The 17,417-nt window shown below is 54.9% G+C and carries 14 protein-coding genes; 6 read left to right on the top strand and 8 right to left on the bottom strand.

What is annotated here, in order from left to right:
• Nucleotide 1: 1 nt before the first annotated feature.
• The 3 genes from H6F75_RS23680 to H6F75_RS27905 form a co-directional block, all read right to left on the bottom strand.
• A complete protein-coding gene (locus H6F75_RS23680; RefSeq protein WP_190755143.1) occupies nt 2-2,206 on the bottom strand; it encodes an EAL domain-containing response regulator in 2,205 nt (734 codons plus the stop codon).
• Nucleotides 2,190-5,243, bottom strand: coding sequence for an ATP-binding protein (locus H6F75_RS23675; RefSeq protein WP_190755141.1), 3,054 nt, complete (start codon nt 5,241-5,243; stop codon nt 2,190-2,192). The genes H6F75_RS23680 and H6F75_RS23675 overlap by 17 nt, the downstream gene beginning before the upstream one ends.
• Before the next feature lie 648 nt (nt 5,244-5,891).
• Nucleotides 5,892-6,056, bottom strand: coding sequence for a hypothetical protein (locus H6F75_RS27905; RefSeq protein WP_206754695.1), 165 nt, complete (start codon nt 6,054-6,056; stop codon nt 5,892-5,894).
• Nucleotides 6,057-6,376: 320 nt separating this feature from the next.
• Between H6F75_RS27905 and htpG the strand changes: the two genes are divergently transcribed.
• The 3 genes from htpG to H6F75_RS23655 all read left to right on the top strand — a co-directional run bounded on the left by htpG (nt 6,377) and on the right by H6F75_RS23655 (nt 9,071).
• Nucleotides 6,377-8,353, top strand: a complete 1,977-nt coding sequence (gene htpG / locus H6F75_RS23665; protein ID WP_190755137.1) for a molecular chaperone HtpG — start codon at nt 6,377-6,379, stop codon at nt 8,351-8,353.
• A gap of 81 nt (nt 8,354-8,434) precedes the next feature.
• Nucleotides 8,435-8,773, top strand: coding sequence for a type II toxin-antitoxin system RelE/ParE family toxin (locus tag H6F75_RS23660; RefSeq protein ID WP_190755135.1), 339 nt, complete (start codon nt 8,435-8,437; stop codon nt 8,771-8,773).
• Between the two features lie 4 nt (nt 8,774-8,777).
• Nucleotides 8,778-9,071, top strand: a complete 294-nt coding sequence (locus H6F75_RS23655; RefSeq protein WP_190755133.1) for a transcriptional regulator — start codon at nt 8,778-8,780, stop codon at nt 9,069-9,071.
• Nucleotides 9,072-9,252: 181 nt separating this feature from the next.
• Here the strand turns inward: H6F75_RS23655 and H6F75_RS23650 are convergent, their stop codons facing one another.
• On the bottom strand, nt 9,253-9,723 hold the full coding sequence (locus H6F75_RS23650) for a hypothetical protein (protein ID WP_190755131.1): 471 nt from the start codon (nt 9,721-9,723) through the stop codon (nt 9,253-9,255).
• A 515-nt stretch (nt 9,724-10,238) separates the two neighbouring features.
• On the bottom strand, nt 10,239-10,511 hold the full coding sequence (locus H6F75_RS23645) for a hypothetical protein (protein WP_190755129.1): 273 nt from the start codon (nt 10,509-10,511) through the stop codon (nt 10,239-10,241).
• A 170-nt stretch (nt 10,512-10,681) separates the two neighbouring features.
• On the opposite strand from H6F75_RS23645, the gene H6F75_RS23640 reads away from it, so the two are divergent.
• Together H6F75_RS23640 and H6F75_RS23635 are read left to right on the top strand one after the other, a co-directional pair.
• Nucleotides 10,682-11,140 carry a DUF4126 domain-containing protein gene (locus H6F75_RS23640; RefSeq protein WP_190755127.1) on the top strand — a complete coding sequence of 153 codons (459 nt, stop codon included), beginning with the start codon at nt 10,682-10,684 and terminating at the stop codon, nt 11,138-11,140.
• Entirely contained in the window at nt 11,140-12,525 is a 1,386-nt protein-coding gene (locus H6F75_RS23635; RefSeq protein ID WP_190755125.1) for an FAD-containing oxidoreductase, read from the top strand. Before H6F75_RS23640 ends, H6F75_RS23635 begins: the two co-directional genes overlap by 1 nt.
• 14 nt (nt 12,526-12,539) lie before the next feature.
• Here the strand turns inward: H6F75_RS23635 and H6F75_RS23630 are convergent, their stop codons facing one another.
• The 3 genes from H6F75_RS23630 to H6F75_RS23620 form a co-directional block, all read right to left on the bottom strand.
• Nucleotides 12,540-14,939 (bottom strand): phosphoketolase family protein, encoded by a 2,400-nt coding sequence (locus tag H6F75_RS23630; protein WP_190755123.1) that lies wholly within the window; start codon nt 14,937-14,939, stop codon nt 12,540-12,542.
• Between the two features lie 352 nt (nt 14,940-15,291).
• On the bottom strand, nt 15,292-15,765 hold the full coding sequence (locus H6F75_RS23625; protein ID WP_242020321.1) for a ComEA family DNA-binding protein: 474 nt from the start codon (nt 15,763-15,765) through the stop codon (nt 15,292-15,294).
• Between the two features lie 64 nt (nt 15,766-15,829).
• A complete protein-coding gene (locus tag H6F75_RS23620) occupies nt 15,830-16,123 on the bottom strand; it encodes an SHOCT domain-containing protein (protein ID WP_242020320.1) in 294 nt (97 codons plus the stop codon).
• Between the two features lie 254 nt (nt 16,124-16,377).
• Between H6F75_RS23620 and H6F75_RS23615 the strand changes: the two genes are divergently transcribed.
• Nucleotides 16,378-17,343, top strand: coding sequence for a J domain-containing protein (locus tag H6F75_RS23615; protein ID WP_190755117.1), 966 nt, complete (start codon nt 16,378-16,380; stop codon nt 17,341-17,343).
• Nucleotides 17,344-17,417 lie beyond the last annotated feature (74 nt).

Raw genomic sequence — 17,417 nt, 5'->3', positions numbered from 1 at the left:
GTTAAGGCAACTTGCGATCGCCCGCAAGCATCTGGGTCACCGCCTCTACGGACAGGGGGCGAGCAAAAAAATATCCCTGGGCCGCCTCACATCCCAAGCTGAGCAGTTGGGTCAGCTGCAACTCGGTTTCGACCCCTTCGGCAATACAAGTCATCTCCAGGTTGTGGGCCAGATCGACAATGGCCTGCACAATGCCCTGGCGAGTGGGCTGCATTTGGTTGACAAAGGAGCGATCGATCTTAAGGGTTTGCAGCGAAAACTGGCTGAGGTAGCGCAGGGACGAGTAGCCGGTGCCAAAGTCATCAATGCTGAGCTCAATGCCGCGACTGCGAATTGCCGCCAGGGTACGGGCAATGCTCTCTGACTGCTCCAGCAAAACGCGCTCAGTGATTTCAAACTTGAGCCAGCGACCCGTTACCCCGGTATCGGCCAAAATCCGATCGACGGTGTGAATAAAGATTGGGTCGCGAAACTGCTGCCCCGACACGTTGACGCTGATCTGAAACCCATCGTCTAGGAGGTGAGCGGCACTCCACTGGCTCAGGGTTTCGCATACCTGACGCAAAATTTGCCCACCGAGGGGCTTAATTAGCCCAGTATCTTCGGCTAAGTCGATAAACTCACCGGGCATGATCAGCCCCTGGGTGGGGTGCTGCCACCGGGCCAGGGCCTCAAACCCCAGCAAAGAGCGTGTTTCAAGCGACACAATCGGCTGGTAATGCACCACAAAGTGCTGCTGCTGAATGGCTAGCCGCAGCTCGTTTTCAAGGTTGAGCCGGGCGATCGCCTGTTGGTACATCTCCAGGCTAAAAATTTCGTAGCGGTTGCGCCCCATCTCCTTGGCGCGGTAGAGGGCAATATCTACATCCCTAAAAATGTCGTTGCTGTTGGCGTAGGAGCCATCGCCAATCAAAATGCCAATGCTGACGGAGGTAAAGATAATTTTGCCGTCGAGGGCGATCGGGTTTTCAAGCGTGGCCTGGATGAGATTGGCTACTTGAATCACCTCATTGGTGTCGGTAATTTTTTCGAGGAAAATCACAAACTCGTCGCCGCCCCAGCGCGACACCATATCGACATCGCGGACGCAGCCCTTGAGCAAGTTGGACACCGCCACCAGCAGCTGGTCGCCGAGCAGGTGACCCAGGCTATCGTTCACCGCCTTGAAGCGATCGAGGTCAACCATCAGCAGGCCAAAGCGATCGCCGCCATACCAGCTGCGCTGCATCAGCTCCAGCTCCAGGCGTTGGGCCAACCAGTCGCGGTTGGGCAGGTGGGTGAGGGCGTCGTGCAGGGCATCATGGCGCAGCCGATGCTCGACTTCGACCCGGCGACTCACATCCCGCGAGCTGGTGACAATGCCGGTGATCGCGCCCGCGTCATTGATCACTGGCTTAGCCAGGGTTTCGAGCCAGATGTGGTGGCCCGACTGACACCGAAACCGATAGCAGCTGGTGCTCAATTCGCCCTGCCCCGACAAGGGCTGAAACTGTAGCTGAATGCAGTGACTATCGGCCGGGTGGCAAAAATCTTGGAGGCGCTTACCGACTAGGTCAGTAGGGGCATAGCCCAACAGGGTTTGAACCGACGGGCTGACGTATAAAAACTCCCCCTGGGTGTTGTGCAGGCAGACCAAATCGCTCATGTTGTCGGCAATCAGGCGATAGCGAATTTCGCTGCTGCGCAGATCCTGCTCAATCTGCTGCCGTACCTGAATTTCAGCCAGCAGCGATTGGTTGACCGCCCCCAACTCATAGGTGCGCTGCTGCACCTGATCCTCTAGCGCTTGGTTAAACTGCTGCAGCTGACGCTGGGCCTGGCGGAGGCTCAGCTGGGTATTGACCCGGGCGATCAATTCTGCGGTTTTAAAGGGCTTAGAAATATAGTCCACGCCGCCCACCGCAAAGGCTTTGACCTTATCGAGGGCTTCGTCGAGGGCGCTGATAAAAATAACCGGAATATCGCGAGTAGCGGGGTCAGCCTTGAGGGTTTCACAGACGCTGTAGCCGTCGGTATCGGGCAGCATAATATCGAGCAGAATCAAGTCGATGGGGGTTGAGCGGGCCACCGTGAGGGCCATAGCTCCCGTCAAGACGCCCCGCGTTTCGTAGGCCTGCTCCCCCAACTCCCGAGTCAGCAGATGCAGATTGTCGGGAATGTCATCGACAATCAGAATAGTGGGCTTGGGGTTAGGGCGTTCGCTCATCTTCGCGCCGGCAGAGGGACATCAGCTTGTCAAATTGGAAGTTGGCTACCCAGCTCTGCAAAACTTGGCGGTGGGGATTCTGCTCGCTCGGTAGGGCATCGAGCAGGTGAAACAGAGCTTTTTGATCGGCCTGGGTAGCGGCGTGGTAAAGGCGATCGCGCCAGTCCTGGGGCATCATATCTAGGCTACCCGCCGCACAGGGAACCGGTTCAGCGATGGGAGCCAGGGCCGGGGGCTCGGCATACACAAACTGCACCCCTAAGTGCTGTACCAGCTTGTCAACAATTACCATCGGCTGAAACGGCTTGCGAACAAAATCGTCGCAGCCCGCCGACAGTACCAGCGATTTTTCTTCGTCAAAGACGCTAGCGGTGAGGGCGATGACGGCGGTGGCCTGCCCCTGCACCTGAGCTTTGATCTGGCGGGTGGCCTCATAGCCGTCCATCACCGGCATGCGCATATCCATCCAGATTAGATGGGGCTGCCAGCCTTGCCACTGGGCGATCGCCTCCCGACCATGGCAGGCCTCGCGCACCTCAAACCCCAGATCGCTTAACAACTGCATCAGCAACCGGCGATTGCTGAACTGGTCATCGACGACCAGCAGCCGATAGGGCGGTTGGCCAGGAGCCAGCCCCGTGGCCTGACGGGTTGAGGGGGGCAGCGTCAGCGGCTCGGCGATCGCCCCCTGCATGGGCACCTGCACTGTAAACTGTGACCCCTGACCAGGCTGGCTTTGCACCTCAATAGTGCCTCCCATCAGCCGAACTAGCTGATCGCAAATGCGCAGCCCTAGGCCAGTGCCTTCGTTGCTACCTCGCCCAGACTCAGTTTGCGAAAACGATTGGAACAGTAGATTCATCTCCTCAGGGGCAACACCGAAGCCAGAATCGATCACCTCAAAGCGCAGCCAACCGTCCCCCTGAGTAGACCACAAAACCCGCAGCGTCACTTTCCCCACCTCGGTAAATTTGATCGCGTTGTTGAGCAGGTTCATGATCACCTGGCGCAGCTTGCGCTCATCGGCTTGAACAAATTGCGGCAGCTCAGCGCCGCGCTCAACGGTGAAGCCAATCGACTTGGCCTGGGCCCGCAACAAGAACACACTCTCCAGGTTGGCAATAAAGTCGGGCAGGTTAAAGGCAGCGACATTGAGGGTCATGCGCCCAGCCTCAATCTTGGCCAGGTCAAGCACATCGTTGATGAGGTCAAGCAGGTGCTCGCCGCTAGATCTGATCAAGTCGAGCTCCGACCGGTGGGGGGCTAGGGTAGGCTGGCGATGCAGCAAGTTAGTAAAACCTAGAATAGCGTTGAGGGGGGTACGCAGCTCGTGGCTCATGTTGGCCAAAAACTCGCTTTTGGCATGGTTGGCCACCTCTGCGGTTTGCTTGGCCTGCTGCAACTCCTGAAATTTTTGAGTCAGGGTGGTGGCCATCTGCTGGAAGTTTTGCACCAGCGATCGCAGCTCTATCAACGGGCTGGTGGGCCACTGAATCGTTCGGCGCTCCTGCACCTGGGTCGGCAGGTTAGTAGTCACCTGGGCCAGTTCAAACAGCGGTTTCACAAACCGCTGACTGAGCCAGTGCGCAATGGCTAGGGTCAGCGCCGTGACCACCAGCAAGATGAACAAACTTCTGGTGTGCTGTTGCTGCACCGGTTGAACGTGGGGCTGAGCTGGTGACTCGACAATCAGCTTCCACCCGGCAATAGCCGGCAGGGACAATTCTTCTACAAACCACGAATTGCGCCAGCGGGTGACGTATAGAGGGCTACCGTCGGTCGGCAGCCAGTGATAAACACCCTCACTCAAGGGCACCACCTCGCCGGTTTGGCGCAGGTCAAAGGGGCTGCTCCAGGCCCGCTCGGGATTTGTGCTCAGCAGCACCTGCTGGTTTTGATCGACCAACGTCACCTGAAAGTTCAGATCGGCGGTTTCTGCCAGCATGTCCTTCATGGGAGACAGATCGATCTCGCCCCAGACGCGACCTTGCACTTGGCCCTGGTTGAGCACGGGCTGGCTGAGCAGCACGGTACTGTCTTGAGCCGAGTCGTCTCCCAGGCGATCGCGGGATAGGGATGGCCCAAGGTCCTTAGCAACTTGGCCCGGGTCAGGTAGCCTGAGCGCATGGGGAGGGCCATGGTCACTGGCGGCCTCGGCCACAATCTCATTGGCACCGTTGGTGACCACTAAATGCTGAAAATCTGGAGTCAGCGCTTGAATGGTTTTGGTCTGGGCTTGCAGGGTTCCCTGGTCCTGCAGAGAGAGTGAAGGCCCCGCTGCCTGAGCAGCAATGTCGGCCAGAGCCGTGGTCGCTTGAACGTGGCGGTCGTACCAAGCCTCAATGCGAGCTGCCAAGGGCTGGGAAAATAAGTTGAGTTGAATTTGCTCCTGGGCCACAACTTTGACTACAACCCCGTGGCTATCTTGCGCCATCAAAATCAGCGTTGGGAAAAAAGCAGCGGCCACCAGTAGGTTAAACAGGGTTTGCTGAAGCGATAGTGCGCTAGCCGCCTGGGGCCGTCCTATCCAGCGGTGAATGGGGGTATAGGACAGCAGCAGACTAGCCACCAGGGCATTAAAAATGCCATTGACCCCCTGCTTAAGCATAATAATCTGGGTTTGGTTGGGGTCTACTCTTAACACCAGGGAGTAAAATAACCACGCCAGCGGCATGCCGATGAGCACCCAATAAATGGCATTGACCAGCACCAGGTTACGCCGCGAGTGGCGAGCATAAAAAAACGCGACAAATAAAAATTCGGCGATAAAGATAACAATGGCGTAGGGGTGCTTCCAAAGAAAATAGGTGATGCTGGAAGCCACTACCGCTGCCACTGCGCCCCAGCGGACGCCATAGTAGCTAAGCACAAGCCACACGGCGATTGTGCCAAAGAGAAAGTCAATATGAAAAAAGAATGACCAGCGAAAATAATTTCCCAGAGCCCCTAAAATCAGCAGAACAATTAGCCCAAAAGAACTCCGCTGGGCTATCCCTCTTTGCTGCTGCGCCGACAAGTCTCCTGCAACGTTGTTCATAGTTTCTGATTGCTGCGTTGTCCGTGCCAACAGGGTCTGCATCTATAGCTATAGGTTTGCGCTCTAGACACTTAACGATTTGTAATGCTTAGTCTTGGCTTATCAGCGCCGCCATCTCTGCTCTTAAGGTTCCCAGTCCTCAATAAAACCTGCTTGGCAGCCGAAGTCGGCTAGCCAAGAACTAGCCAGAGTGACTGATCTTCTCAAGTGAAAGCTGTCTGGGCCTAAATCCGACATACATCCTTACTTTTCTTAACCTGCTGGCTCAGCGCTTGGCAGCTATTTAATCAATTTTTAAAGTAACGTTTTTCTACTACCTCTGCTTAAGATAAAAGAAAAATTTGGGTAGCAAAATTCTCATTTGCTAAGCACAAGATTCGCGCCTTGGAATCGGTAATCTAAACCATGGCGAGAGGAAACGCGCTCCTAAGATTAGCTTCCGATAGGTTATACAGAGCCATCACACAGGCAATAATGCCGTTTATTAATTGGTCAAACGGAGCGTCTTTGACAGAGCATAGACCTGTCTTTAAGTGACATTTAGGCTAATCACGTAGGACAAATTTAGAGTAATGAGTCATCACAAGACTAGTTTTTTTGATTATTTTTGCCCCTCCTAGAAGTTGTTGGCAAACCGAGATATATGACCTAGGTCAGCGGTGGAGACTCACTCCATACCATGAGTTCTTGGTCAAAACCGAGGGTCTGCGATCGCAGCTGCATAGCCTGAAAGCAGACGACAACTAGGGTGCGGGCAACCGCATGGGCGATCGCCGCCGAACCGACCCTCACGTTGGAAAATGAGCTGGTCACATGCCCTGCACCATGTACCCAACGCAGAACGGCTGCTAACCTAGCCATCTCCATGGGGTTGATGAAGCGACAGACCGTAGGCTGGACGGATTGCTTTCGCTTGGTGGGGCTCACAGATAACTTTCCATACCGAGAGAGGGCGGCAAATCTTGGGGGCAGACAGCCTTATTTGAGGCTTCAACCGTTACTTTAAGCACTCTCTGTCCTGCTGAGTGGGGTCAACCGAACCTCTCAGTACAGGAATCGCCGCTTGTGAAATCTGTCATTTCGGTCAAAAATTGCCCTTAAGTAACCCATAGCTGAACCACCACCGAACCGCCATGACGACGATTCTGGAACAGGGTAATATCTCGATCCATACCGAGAATATTTTTCCGATCATCAAAAAAGCGCTCTACTCAGAGCACGAAATCTTTCTGCGGGAGTTGGTCTCCAACGCCGTCGACGCCATCAAAAAGCTCTCCATGGTGGCGCGATCGGGCGAATACTCTGGCGACATCAGCGCTCCCGAGATTGAAATCAAATTCGACAAAGACAAGAAGACCCTCAGCATCTCCGACACCGGCATCGGCATGACCGCCGAGGAAATCAAAAAGTACATCAACCAGGTGGCCTTCTCCAGCGCTGAGGAGTTCATCACCAAATACAAAGACAGCGCCGCCGAAGATCCAATCATTGGTCACTTTGGTCTGGGCTTTTACTCTTCGTTTATGGTGGCCTCCACGGTCGAGATCGACACCCTCTCCTATAAAGACGGTGCCGAAGCGGTGCACTGGAGCTGCGACGGCTCGACCCAGTTTGAGCTGAGCGCCTCCGATCGCACTACCGTCGGCACCACCATCACCCTCACCCTGATGGAGGGCGAAGAAGAATATCTGGAGCCCGCCCGCATTCGGCAGTTGATCAAAACCTACTGCGACTTCATGCCGGTGCCGATCAAGATCGACGGCGAAGTCGTAAACAAGCACGAAGCCCCTTGGAAGCAGTCGCCCAGCAGCCTCACCGACGAAGACTATTTAGAGTTCTACCGCTACCTCTACCCCTTCCAGGAAGACCCGCTGCTGTGGATTCACCTCAACACCGACTACCCCTTCGTGGTCAACGGCATTCTCTACTTCCCCAAACTCAAGCCCGACATCGACATCACCAAGAGCAGCATTAAGCTCTACTGCAACCAGGTGTTTGTCACCGACAACTGCGAAGAGGTGGTGCCCCGATTCCTACTGCCCCTGCGCGGCGTGATCGACAGCACCGACATTCCGCTGAATGTGAGCCGCAGCTTTTTGCAGGGCGATCGCACCGTGCGCCGCATCGCCGACTACATTGCCAAGAAAGTGGGCGACAGCCTCAAGGCCTTGTACCGCGACGACCCCGCCAAGTACATTGCCAGCTGGCAAGACCTGGGCAATTTTGTCAAGTTTGGCTCCCTCAACGACGACAAGTTTAAGGAGCAGGTCAAAGACATCCTCATCTTCCGCACCACCGCCAAGCTAGGCGATGGGGAAGAGGCCGCTAAGGTGGAGGTACAAACCGAGGAAGGTGATGCTTGGTCAGAAGTGACGGACAACAAGCCCGCCACCGACGCCAAGGGCAACTTCTATACCACCCTGAGTGAGTATCTGGAGCGCAACAAAGACAAGCACGAAAACCGCGTCTTCTACGCCACCGATGAGGTTTCCCAGGCCACCTATATCCAGCTGTTCAAGAGCCAGGACCTGGAACTGCTGTTTATGGATTCGTTCATCGACACCCACTTTATTCCTACCCTGGAGCGGGAATATTCCGACGTGAAATTTGTGCGCGTCGATGCGGATCTGGACGACACTCTGCTCGATAAAGAAAAGCAGAGCGAAATCGTTGACCCAGCTACCAACAAAACCCGCAACGACGAAATCAAGGAGATGTTTGAGCAGGCGATCAACCGTCCCCGCGTCAACGTCAAACCCCAGGCGCTGAAGGGCGAAGGCGCACCCCCGGCCATGGTGCTGCTGCCTGAGGAAGCCCGCCGCATGCAGGAAACCATGGCGATGATTCAACAGCAGGAGATGCAGTTCCCCGACGACCACGTGCTGATGGTGAATACGGCCCACCCGCTGATTCAAAACCTGCTGGGGCTGAGCCAGAGCACAATTATTGGTGCCGACGGCGGTAGCTCACCCGCTGGTGACCTGGCGAAGATGATCTGCAACCAGGTCTACGACACGGCGCTGATGGCTCAAAAGGGCTTTGATGCCGATGGCATGAAGACCTTTGTGGAGCGGTCAAACACCCTGCTGACGAAGCTCACCGAGCGATAGAGCAAGAGGAGCGTTAGTCTGTATGAAGAACCCCGGGTTTAAAGAATTCGGGGTTCTTTGCCTTTAAGAACCAGGGCATCCATGAGTCAGGGGCAGTGGGAACTTCAAAAATACGTTACACCAGAAGGGACTTGTCCCTTTGATACATGGTTTGCAAATCTCGATGCTCAAACCCAAGCCAGAATAGATGCTCGGCTTGACCGGGTCAGTCTAGGAAATTTTGGCGATCGCAAAAGCATTGGCGAAGGAGTTTACGAGCTACGGTTCTTTTTTGGCCCAGGCTATCGGGTTTACTATGGTTTAGCAGGTAGACGAGTTGTGCTATTGCTGGTCGGCGGCGATAAGAAAGGTCAGAATAAAGACATTCGGACGGCGCAACAGTTCTGGGCAATGTATCAGAGTGAACAGCGGGAGGGGTGATTCGATGCCAGTGAAAGATTATCGAACTGACTTGCTGGTGAGGTTAGCTAACCCAGACTATGCGGCCCTGTACCTCAAGACAGCTTTAGACGAAACGCTGAAAGATGGCAACCGGGAAGCTTTTGTGCTGGCCCTAAGGAATGTGGTTGAAGCTAGGCAGGTCACGCAAGAAAACAGTGCTGATGCCCTCAGTAAGCCTCTGCAACAGGTTTTAACAGAAGGAGAAAACCCAACTCTTGAAACCTTTGTGGTTGTACTCAGCGCTGTAGGGTTGACTATTGACTTTAAACCCGCTTGATCGCGTTGCGAATAAAGAAGTTTAATGCTGATCAGTGCATCTCAGTTTGAAAGCCTAGGGATAAGAGCCTTTTCAACTACCCTGATTCTCATGGGTTGGTGCCTAAGCATTGGGCTTATTGCAGAAGTGGAATGCACCTAAGTTAGCCCACTCTATGGCTGACTAAATCAAATTAGTTAGATCATTGAGGCAGTTCTTCTATAGAATCTTCTAGGCTTTTCATGGCTTCTTCTAAAAGTGATGACATGTCTTGACCGTAAGGCAAAGACTCTGGATTTTCTGCTCTTTCTCTAATTCTTGAAGCATCAAGGCTTTGAATAATTCCCGTATCAACTAAGAAAATCAATTCTTTCGCTGCTTCTTCTCGGCTTGGATTGCTTAACGCTTTCTGTATCAGCGAAAACTCAATTTTTTGTCGTTCCAATTGAATTCCGGCTTCTGCTTTTTGTCGTTCTAACTCTAGTTGAGCATTAGCTTGCAAAGCTACTGTAAATACTCCACCAAGCAAAGTGATCCATCCTCCAAACACAGCAACCAGCAAGGGAGAATTGTGCAAGATGCTGACTCTCGCTGAGTTATTACTCTTGCTCAAAAACTCATCGCCTTCTTTGTCTAGTTTTTCAAGTGATGCTTCTTGACCTTGGTCTTGCATAGTTACTTACTATAAATTATATAATATTACTTATCGCTGGCGTAGAAGATATTTCTCTATCTTCTACGCTTATACAATAGGCATTCTAATGTACCTAATCCGTTCGTGAACCGGTATAGCGATCGCGTGGACATAGCGAAGTATCTCTAAGATGACTAATAGGCATTGGCAAACGGTAAGTGGCGTCTTAGAGCATGGCCACCAAGTAGCTTCCGGCGCTGCTGCGGATAGTCCCTATCCTAGTGGGACAATCGAAATGCAAACGCCGTTTTTTGAAGCTTTAGGGCTAGACCTAACAGAATATTTTAAGGGAACGCTCAATATTTCCATTAGCCCTAGCACCTTTAATCTCACCAATCCCGAACTTACCTTTCGCCAGATCGAGTGGACCGATCGCCATCCTCCCGAAGACTTTTCCTTTTCTCGCTGTCGAGTTTTGTTTCAAGCCTCAGTCTATAATTGCTGGATATATTACCCGCACCCAGAGACCAAAAAACGCAACTTTCAAAACCCATCTATTCTTGAAATAATTGCCCCACCAATAGCAAATATTCAGTATGGGGACAAGGTTGAGATTGAGTACAACCCGTTAGAAGTCTCTGTAAATTAGTCATTTTCTGAGGTGAGTAGCCCACCCAAACAAACTCTTTGGCTAAGTTTAGTTCGGTAATCCAATAGGCATCTCTAGTTACTACTGGGATATCAAGAGTAACGATATCTAAATGAGTTAAAGCTTTCATTACAACAGCCGTTGACTCCACCGATGTTGTATGCCATGATTCCGCCATCGCAGTTCCTGTAACGACAAGTCCTCTTTAATCTTTAGTTAATAGAATTTGCACCAGCAGAACGTAGGCAATAGCCGGTCGATCTGTAAATTCTGGGCTAAATAGTTTGGAGGCTGGGCGAACATGTTAAACGCAAAAGTGTTAGATGCAAAACCGTTGAGGCTGCCCCTATGGTTTATTTCCTGGCGCTGCTGATAGGCGTTATTGCCGGTCTCCGCACCATGACCGCGATCGCTGCGGTCAGCTGGGCCGCCTACCTGGGCTACCTCAACCTCGACGGCAGTTGGCTCGCCTTCCTCGGCTACCGCTTCACCCCCTGGATTTTGTCAGCGCTAGCGCTGGGCGAATTCGTCACCGACCAACTTCCCTCAACCCCCAGTCGCAAGGTTCCGGTTCAGTTTGGGGCTCGCATTCTCAGCGGCGCTATCTCAGGGGCAGCGATCGCCCTACCGAGCGGCACGTGGGTGGGCGGACTAATCGCCGGTGCTGTTGGTGCGGTAATTGGCACTCTGGGCGGCGCGGCAGCCCGGTCTCGGCTCGCTAAAGCCCTAGGCCGCGACCTACCGGCGGCGCTGATTGAAGACGCGATCGCCATCGTTGGCGCAGTTTTAGTCGTGGGGCTGCTGTAATGACTCAATCCTTTGATGCGCTGATCATTGGGGCTGGTCAGGCGGGGCCACCCCTGGCCGGACGGCTGACTGCGGCGGGCATGACCGTAGCGCTGATTGAGCGACACCTGTTCGGCGGCACCTGCGTCAACACCGGCTGCACGCCGACTAAAACGTTAGTTGCCAGCGCCTACGCCGCTCACCTAGCCCGCCGCGCCGCCGACTATGGCGTGATGATCTCGGGTGCGATTGAGGTCGATATGGCCCAGGTCAAGGCGCGGGTTAACACCGTAGTCGCTAACTCCCGCAGTGGGCTAGAGGCCTGGCTCGGCAGCATGGAGCGCTTGACCGTGTTCCATGGTCAGGCCCGCTTTGAAAGCGCAAACACCCTGCGGGTCGGCGACGAACTCCTGACCGCGCCGCAAATTTTCATCAATGTAGGCGGGCGGGCGCGGGTACCCAAAATGCCCGGTATTGAGAAGATCAACTATCTGACCAATACCTCCATGCTGGCGCTCGACAGTCTGCCCCGTCATTTGGTGATAGTGGGCGGCAGCTACATCGGCCTAGAGTTTGCCCAGATTTACCGTCGCTTCGGAGCAGCGGTAACAGTGGTTGAAAAAGGCCCGCGCCTGGTTTCTCGGGAGGATGAAGACATATCCACCGCAATTCGAGACGTGCTCGAAGCCGAGGGTGTGCAGGTGCGCACGGGGGCTGAATGCATTGCCTTTGCCCCCCATGCTGACGGCGCGACGGTGCACCTTGACTGCACCGACGGCGAACCCGCGGTGATCGGCAGCCACGTCCTGCTAGCGGTGGGGCGCCAGCCCAACACCGACGATCTGGGCCTCGATCTCGCCGGTATCGCCACAGACGAGCACGGCTACATCACCGTCGACGATCAGCTCCGCACCACTGTGCCGGGCATTTGGGCCTTGGGCGACTGTAATGGCCGAGGTGCCTTCACCCATACCTCCTACAACGATTTTGAGATTGTCGCCGCCAATCTGCTCGATGGTGAGACTCGAGGGGTGAGCGATCGCATCCTCGCCTATGCCCTCTACACTGACCCACCCCTAGGGCGCGTCGGCCTGACCGAGGCCCAGGCGCGGGCCACCGGGCGGCCCCTGCTGATGGGCACCAGACCGATGACAAAAGTGGGCCGCGCCATTGAGAAAGGCGAGACCCACGGCTTGATCAAAATTGTGGCCGACGCCGAAACCCAGCGCATTCTTGGGGCAGCAATTTTGGGCGTTGGCGGCGATGAGGCGATTCACGGGCTGATCGACATCATGACCGCCGACCAGCCCTACACCACCCTACAAAGGGCCGTGCCTATTCACCCCACCGTATCTGAGCTGCTCCCCACGGTGGTGGGCGAAATGCAGCCGCTGCCGACCTCCTGAGGGGTTCACCACTCCTAGTAGGGCCACTGCCAGTTGACAATTTCATCCTGGTCTTTGCCCTCGGTGTGGGCATAGGTGAGGCACTCAATAATCTTGTTTTTCATCTTCTCCTTCACGTGGGCGGCCGCCGAACCCAGCTTGGGCACCCGATCGATCACGTCGATTACCAGGTTGAAGCGATCGATCTCGTTGTTGATCGCCAGCTCTAGCGGGGTGTTGATGTTGCCCTGCTCTTTGTAGCCCCGCACGTGGATGCGGTCTTGGTTTGAGCGGCGATACACCAGCTTGTGAATCAGCCAGGGATAGCCATGAAAGTTGAAGACAATTGGCTTGTCGGGGGTAAACAGTGAGTCGAAGTCGCGATCGCTGAGCCCGTGGGGGTGCTCCCCAGACGAAATTAAGGTGAATAGGTCAACCACGTTGACAAACCGCACCTTCAGGTGGGGAAACTCCTCCCGCAGAATAGCGGTCGCCGCCAGTGATTCTTTGGTGACAATGTCACCGCAGCAGGCCATCACCACGTCCGGCTCATCCGGCTCGGTGCCGCAGTCGTCGTTGCTGGCCCAGTCCCAAATGCCCAAGCCCTTGGTGCAGTGGGTCACCGCCTGCTCCATATTGAGGTACTGGAGGTGGCTCTGTTTGTCAGAGACAATCACGTTGATGTAGTCGATGCTGCGGAAGCAGTGGTCGGCCACCGACAGCAAACAGTTGGCATCGGGCGGAAAGTAAACCCGCACCACATCGGGGCTTTTATTGGTCACCAGATCGACATAGCCGGGGTCCTGGTGGCTAAAGCCGTTGTGGTCTTGTCGCCACACCAGCGACGACAGCAGAATGTTGAGTGACGACACCGATCGCCGCCAGGGCACGTGATTTTTACAGATATCTAACCACTTGGCATGCTGGTTAAACATCGAGCTGACCACGTGGGCAAAGGCCTCGTAGCTGTGAAACAGACCGTGGCGACCGGTGAGCAGATAGCCCTCTAGCCAGCCCTGGAGGGTGTGCTCGCTGAGCATTTCCATCACTCGGCCGTCCTGCGACAGCTCGCCACCGTCGAGATCTTCAGGTAAAAAGTCAGCCATCCATGCCTTTTGGGAAACCTCATACACCGAGTTCAGTCGGTTAGAGGCCGTTTCATCCGGCCCCATCAGGCGGAAGTTGTTGGGGTTGTCGCGCATAATTTCGCGCATCAGAATGCCCAGGGCCTTAGTGTTCTCAAACTCCACGCTACCGGGCTTGGGTACGTCGATCGCATACTCGCGAAAGTCAGGCATCTTCAAAGCCTTGCGCAGCATCCCGCCGTTGGCGTTTGGGTTGTCGCTCATGCGGCGGTGGCCCACCGGGGCCAGATCCTTCAGCTCAGGAATCAAGGTGCCGTTTTCGTCGAACAGTTCCTCAGGGCCGTAGCTGCGCATCCACTCTTCGAGCAGGCGCAGGTGTTCGGGGTTGCTGTGCATACCGCCCATCGGCACCTGGTGGGCCCGCCAAAACCCCTCTACTTTGTGGCCATCCACTTCTTTAGGCCCCGTCCAACCCTTGGGGGTGCGCAGCACAATCATTGGCCAGCGGGGGCGCTCCTGGTTGCCGTTGACGCGAGCGTTTTGCTGAATGTCTTTGATCTTGAGAATGCACTCTTCCATAACGGCCGCCATCTGCTGGTGCACCTCGGCCGGGTCGCTGCCCTCGACAAAATAGGGCGTGTAGCCATAGCCCACAAACAGCGCCTCCAGCTCTTCGTGGGAAACCCGCGAGAGGATAGACGGGTTGGCAATCTTGTAACCATTCAGGTTGAGGATGGGCAGTACTGCGCCATCGCGGGCTGGGTTGATAAATTTATTGGAGTGCCAGGAGGTGGCTAAAGCTCCCGTTTCTGCCTCTCCGTCTCCCACAACGCAGGCGACGATTAGCTCGGGGTTGTCGAGGGCGGCCCCAAAGGAGTGAGAGAGGCTGTAGCCCAATTCGCCCCCCTCGTGGATCGACCCGGGGGTTTCGGGGGTGACGTGGCTGCCAATGTGGCCCGGGAACGAGAACTGTTTGAAGAAGCGGCGCATGCCGTCTTCGTCGGGGCTTTTGTCAGGATAGATCTCGGAGTAGGTGCCCTCTAAATAGACTGGCCCCAATACCCCTGGAGCACCGTGGCCCGGCCCAGCCACAAAGATCATGTTGAGGTCGTACTTTTTAATCAGCCGGTTGCAGTGGATGTAGGTAAAGCTCAGGGCTGGCGAAGCTCCCCAGTGGCCCAGCAGGCGATGCTTAACGTGCTCAGCCTTGAGGGGTTCCTTGAGCAAGGGGTTACTGCGCAGATAGATCATACCTACGGCGAGGTAGTTGCAGGCTCGCCAGTAGGCGTGCGTTTTGCGCAGTTCCTCATCGGTGAGGGGCTTGGTTTGGGGCGGGGAGGCTACTACCATGGTGTTAATTCCAGCAAAAAGTACTCGCTATCTTTAATAGAATTAAAAACAGGGTTTTCGGTCCTAAGTTAACGTTCTAGAGCATTTTCTATTGCCTAGACAATACTTCCTCAAAATTAAATTTTGATTAGGGTAGATAAGCGAGGCTACCAGTCTGACTGTGTAAGCGGTTAAGGCTAAGCAGCGATCGCGATTTATAGTTTTGTTTCTGGTCTTCTAAGAAACTATTCACCCTACAAAATCAACCCAATGACAGGTGCGATCGCGGCTTAGACAGCTCCACAAAATCGAGTTAAAACACTAGTTTTGTTAGAATTGCTACAGCTATTTCAAAGTTTATTAGGCCCTACAGTTAGGGCCGTAGATAATACATTAGGCTCTGCACCAAATCGGGGGGGAGCCCCAGGCGATTTTGTAGATCGGCTAAATCTTGGTAAGGGCCACGGTGCGATCGCTCCCACACAATGGCCTCAGCTAAGGCCGCAGGCACTCCCGGCAGACGAACCAGGCACGAGACCGTAGCCTGGTTGAGGCTTACCGTGGGCAAAGTACCGCAGTGCTCCTCGTAGTAGCAAAACGACAGCACGGCAGCCAGGGGAGTCAGCTGGGCCGGGGCCGTGCCCAATGCCGCCGCCAAATCCTCTAGGCAGTGAAACTGCACCCCAGCCTGGCGCAGGCGCACCAACCCCTGGGCCTGGCGAATCGATAGCCCCGGCAACCGGAGCCAGTCATCGACCGTCGCCCGGTTCACATCCAGGGCAAATCCCAACTTGGCTGCCGCCTCAACCTCCTGGTAAGACTGGAGCCGATAGCTCGGTTGGCTCAAGCGAGCCGCCAGGGGATGTAACTGTGCCCTCAAGCCTTGCCAACGTTTTAGCACTGTCGCATCCCTAGGCCACTTGATCTAAAAGCTGACGTCGCTTCTGCTCAAACTCCAGCTCCGAAATCAGCCCCTCCTGACGCAGGGTGTCTAGCTCCCGCAGAGCAACCCCAAGGGCGCTAATCTGAGCTGGATCAAGAGTAGCGGTAGCAGGAGCGACCTTATTGGTCTTGCTCCAGCGCTGGTCAAAATCATCAGATGACTGCCTAAGCAACATGACCCCTTCAATGGCACAGGCCACTTTAGGAATTGGGATGACCAACCCCAGCACAATATAAACAGCTCCCCAAAAGGGTTGGCCCAAATAAAATTTATGCAGACCCGTCAAAGGAGTCAAAACCCCTAACCACGCTAGAATGACGGCTGTTCGACGGGAACGCTCTGCCAACATCATTGCCCTTCGCTTTTGTATAAAGCCTGTAGAGGCTAAAGCTTTGAATTATCTTGTGAATTCAGTATAAGACGGGCATAAAGAATCGACATAGCCCTCCAGATTCTGGTATGCCGTTCTCACGACTTCCGCAACAATAAAATAATCTCCCCTAGTTCTGCCCCTGAATGCCCCACTCTGCCTTCTCCCCTGAATGGCTCAACCGTTTCACCGATCCCTACGCGCTACTGGGTGTGTCAGTAGTAGCCGATGAGCGGCGCATTCTCAAGCGCTATCGAGTAGTGGCCAAACAGCTGCACCCCGACGCGTTGGTCGATGTGCCGGCCGAGCTGCGCCAGCTGGCCGACCAGGTGTTGCCCAAGCTAGTCAACCCCGCCTACCAGCGCCTCAAGCAAGATAAAGGCCGCAACGAGGTGCTGGCGGCCCTCCGATTCAAAGTGCGCCGCCTCAGCCGCGATCAGCAGCTCCAGCCCACCAGCAAACCTGGCAAATATCTGCTAGATGTCGCTGAGGCCGAGGTAGATGTGTTCTACGAGCAGGCGGTCGATCAGCTGTGCGATCGCCAGTACGAGTCTCTAGCTGAGTTCGAAACTTGCACTCAGCAGCTCAGCGAACTCAACCTGGTGTATCTGCGCCGCAAAATGGGTGCACCGGTGATTCGCGAAAAGCGCAGCGGGCTCGTATCCGCCACCACCATCGCCTCTGATTCTCCAGCCGACCACCTTGCTAACAACGGCAAGTCGTCCGGGCAGGCCTACGCCGATCGCCACTATGGCCGAGCCCAGGAGTATCTGAAAGGCAAAAACGTTCAGGCTGCTATTCAAGAACTCAAGGATGCCCTGAAGATCGACCCTCAAAACAGCAGCTACCACTGCCTCATGGGCCAGGCCTATCTGCTGCAAAAGCTGCCCGGCATGGCCAAGGTGCACTTCAAGCAGGCGCTGCGCCTCAACCCCAACAACGCTGTGGCCCTGAAGTATGCTCGGCAGCTCAACCTATCTCTGAGCGATCCCCCACCTCGCCCTGCCGCTACACCAACCCAGGACAAGCCCAAGCAGCCGGACAGCAAGCCGTCAGACAGCCCCAAGCGATCGCTGTTTGGCAAGCTATTTTCTAAAGGTCCCAGCCGCTAAGCTCTGGGCAATCCTTAAGCAATCCTTGGGTTTAGGGAATGATTGGCAACAAAGCCTACAGCGCAGCGGTACAA

It is taken from the genome of Nodosilinea sp. FACHB-131 (assembly GCF_014695395.1).
Lineage (GTDB): Bacteria > Cyanobacteriota > Cyanobacteriia > Phormidesmidales > Phormidesmidaceae > Nodosilinea.
This window is presented reverse-complemented; position numbering and strand designations above follow the sequence as displayed.

What these genes read in the sequence shown, in the direction of transcription:
- H6F75_RS23615 (WP_190755117.1), top strand. Translation starts at nt 16,378, where the DNA reads ATGCCCCACTCTGCCTTCTCCCCTGAATGGCTCAACCGTTTCACCGAT.
- H6F75_RS23675 (WP_190755141.1), bottom strand. Translation starts at nt 5,243, where the DNA reads ATGAACAACGTTGCAGGAGACTTGTCGGCGCAGCAGCAAAGAGGGATA.
- H6F75_RS23680 (WP_190755143.1), bottom strand. Translation starts at nt 2,206, where the DNA reads ATGAGCGAACGCCCTAACCCCAAGCCCACTATTCTGATTGTCGATGAC.
- htpG (WP_190755137.1), top strand. Translation starts at nt 6,377, where the DNA reads ATGACGACGATTCTGGAACAGGGTAATATCTCGATCCATACCGAGAAT.
- H6F75_RS23655 (WP_190755133.1), top strand. Translation starts at nt 8,778, where the DNA reads ATGCCAGTGAAAGATTATCGAACTGACTTGCTGGTGAGGTTAGCTAAC.
- H6F75_RS23645 (WP_190755129.1), bottom strand. Translation starts at nt 10,511, where the DNA reads ATGGCGGAATCATGGCATACAACATCGGTGGAGTCAACGGCTGTTGTA.
- H6F75_RS23635 (WP_190755125.1), top strand. Translation starts at nt 11,140, where the DNA reads ATGACTCAATCCTTTGATGCGCTGATCATTGGGGCTGGTCAGGCGGGG.
- H6F75_RS23630 (WP_190755123.1), bottom strand. Translation starts at nt 14,939, where the DNA reads ATGGTAGTAGCCTCCCCGCCCCAAACCAAGCCCCTCACCGATGAGGAA.
- H6F75_RS23640 (WP_190755127.1), top strand. Translation starts at nt 10,682, where the DNA reads ATGGTTTATTTCCTGGCGCTGCTGATAGGCGTTATTGCCGGTCTCCGC.
- H6F75_RS23660 (WP_190755135.1), top strand. Translation starts at nt 8,435, where the DNA reads ATGAGTCAGGGGCAGTGGGAACTTCAAAAATACGTTACACCAGAAGGG.
- H6F75_RS23650 (WP_190755131.1), bottom strand. Translation starts at nt 9,723, where the DNA reads ATGCAAGACCAAGGTCAAGAAGCATCACTTGAAAAACTAGACAAAGAA.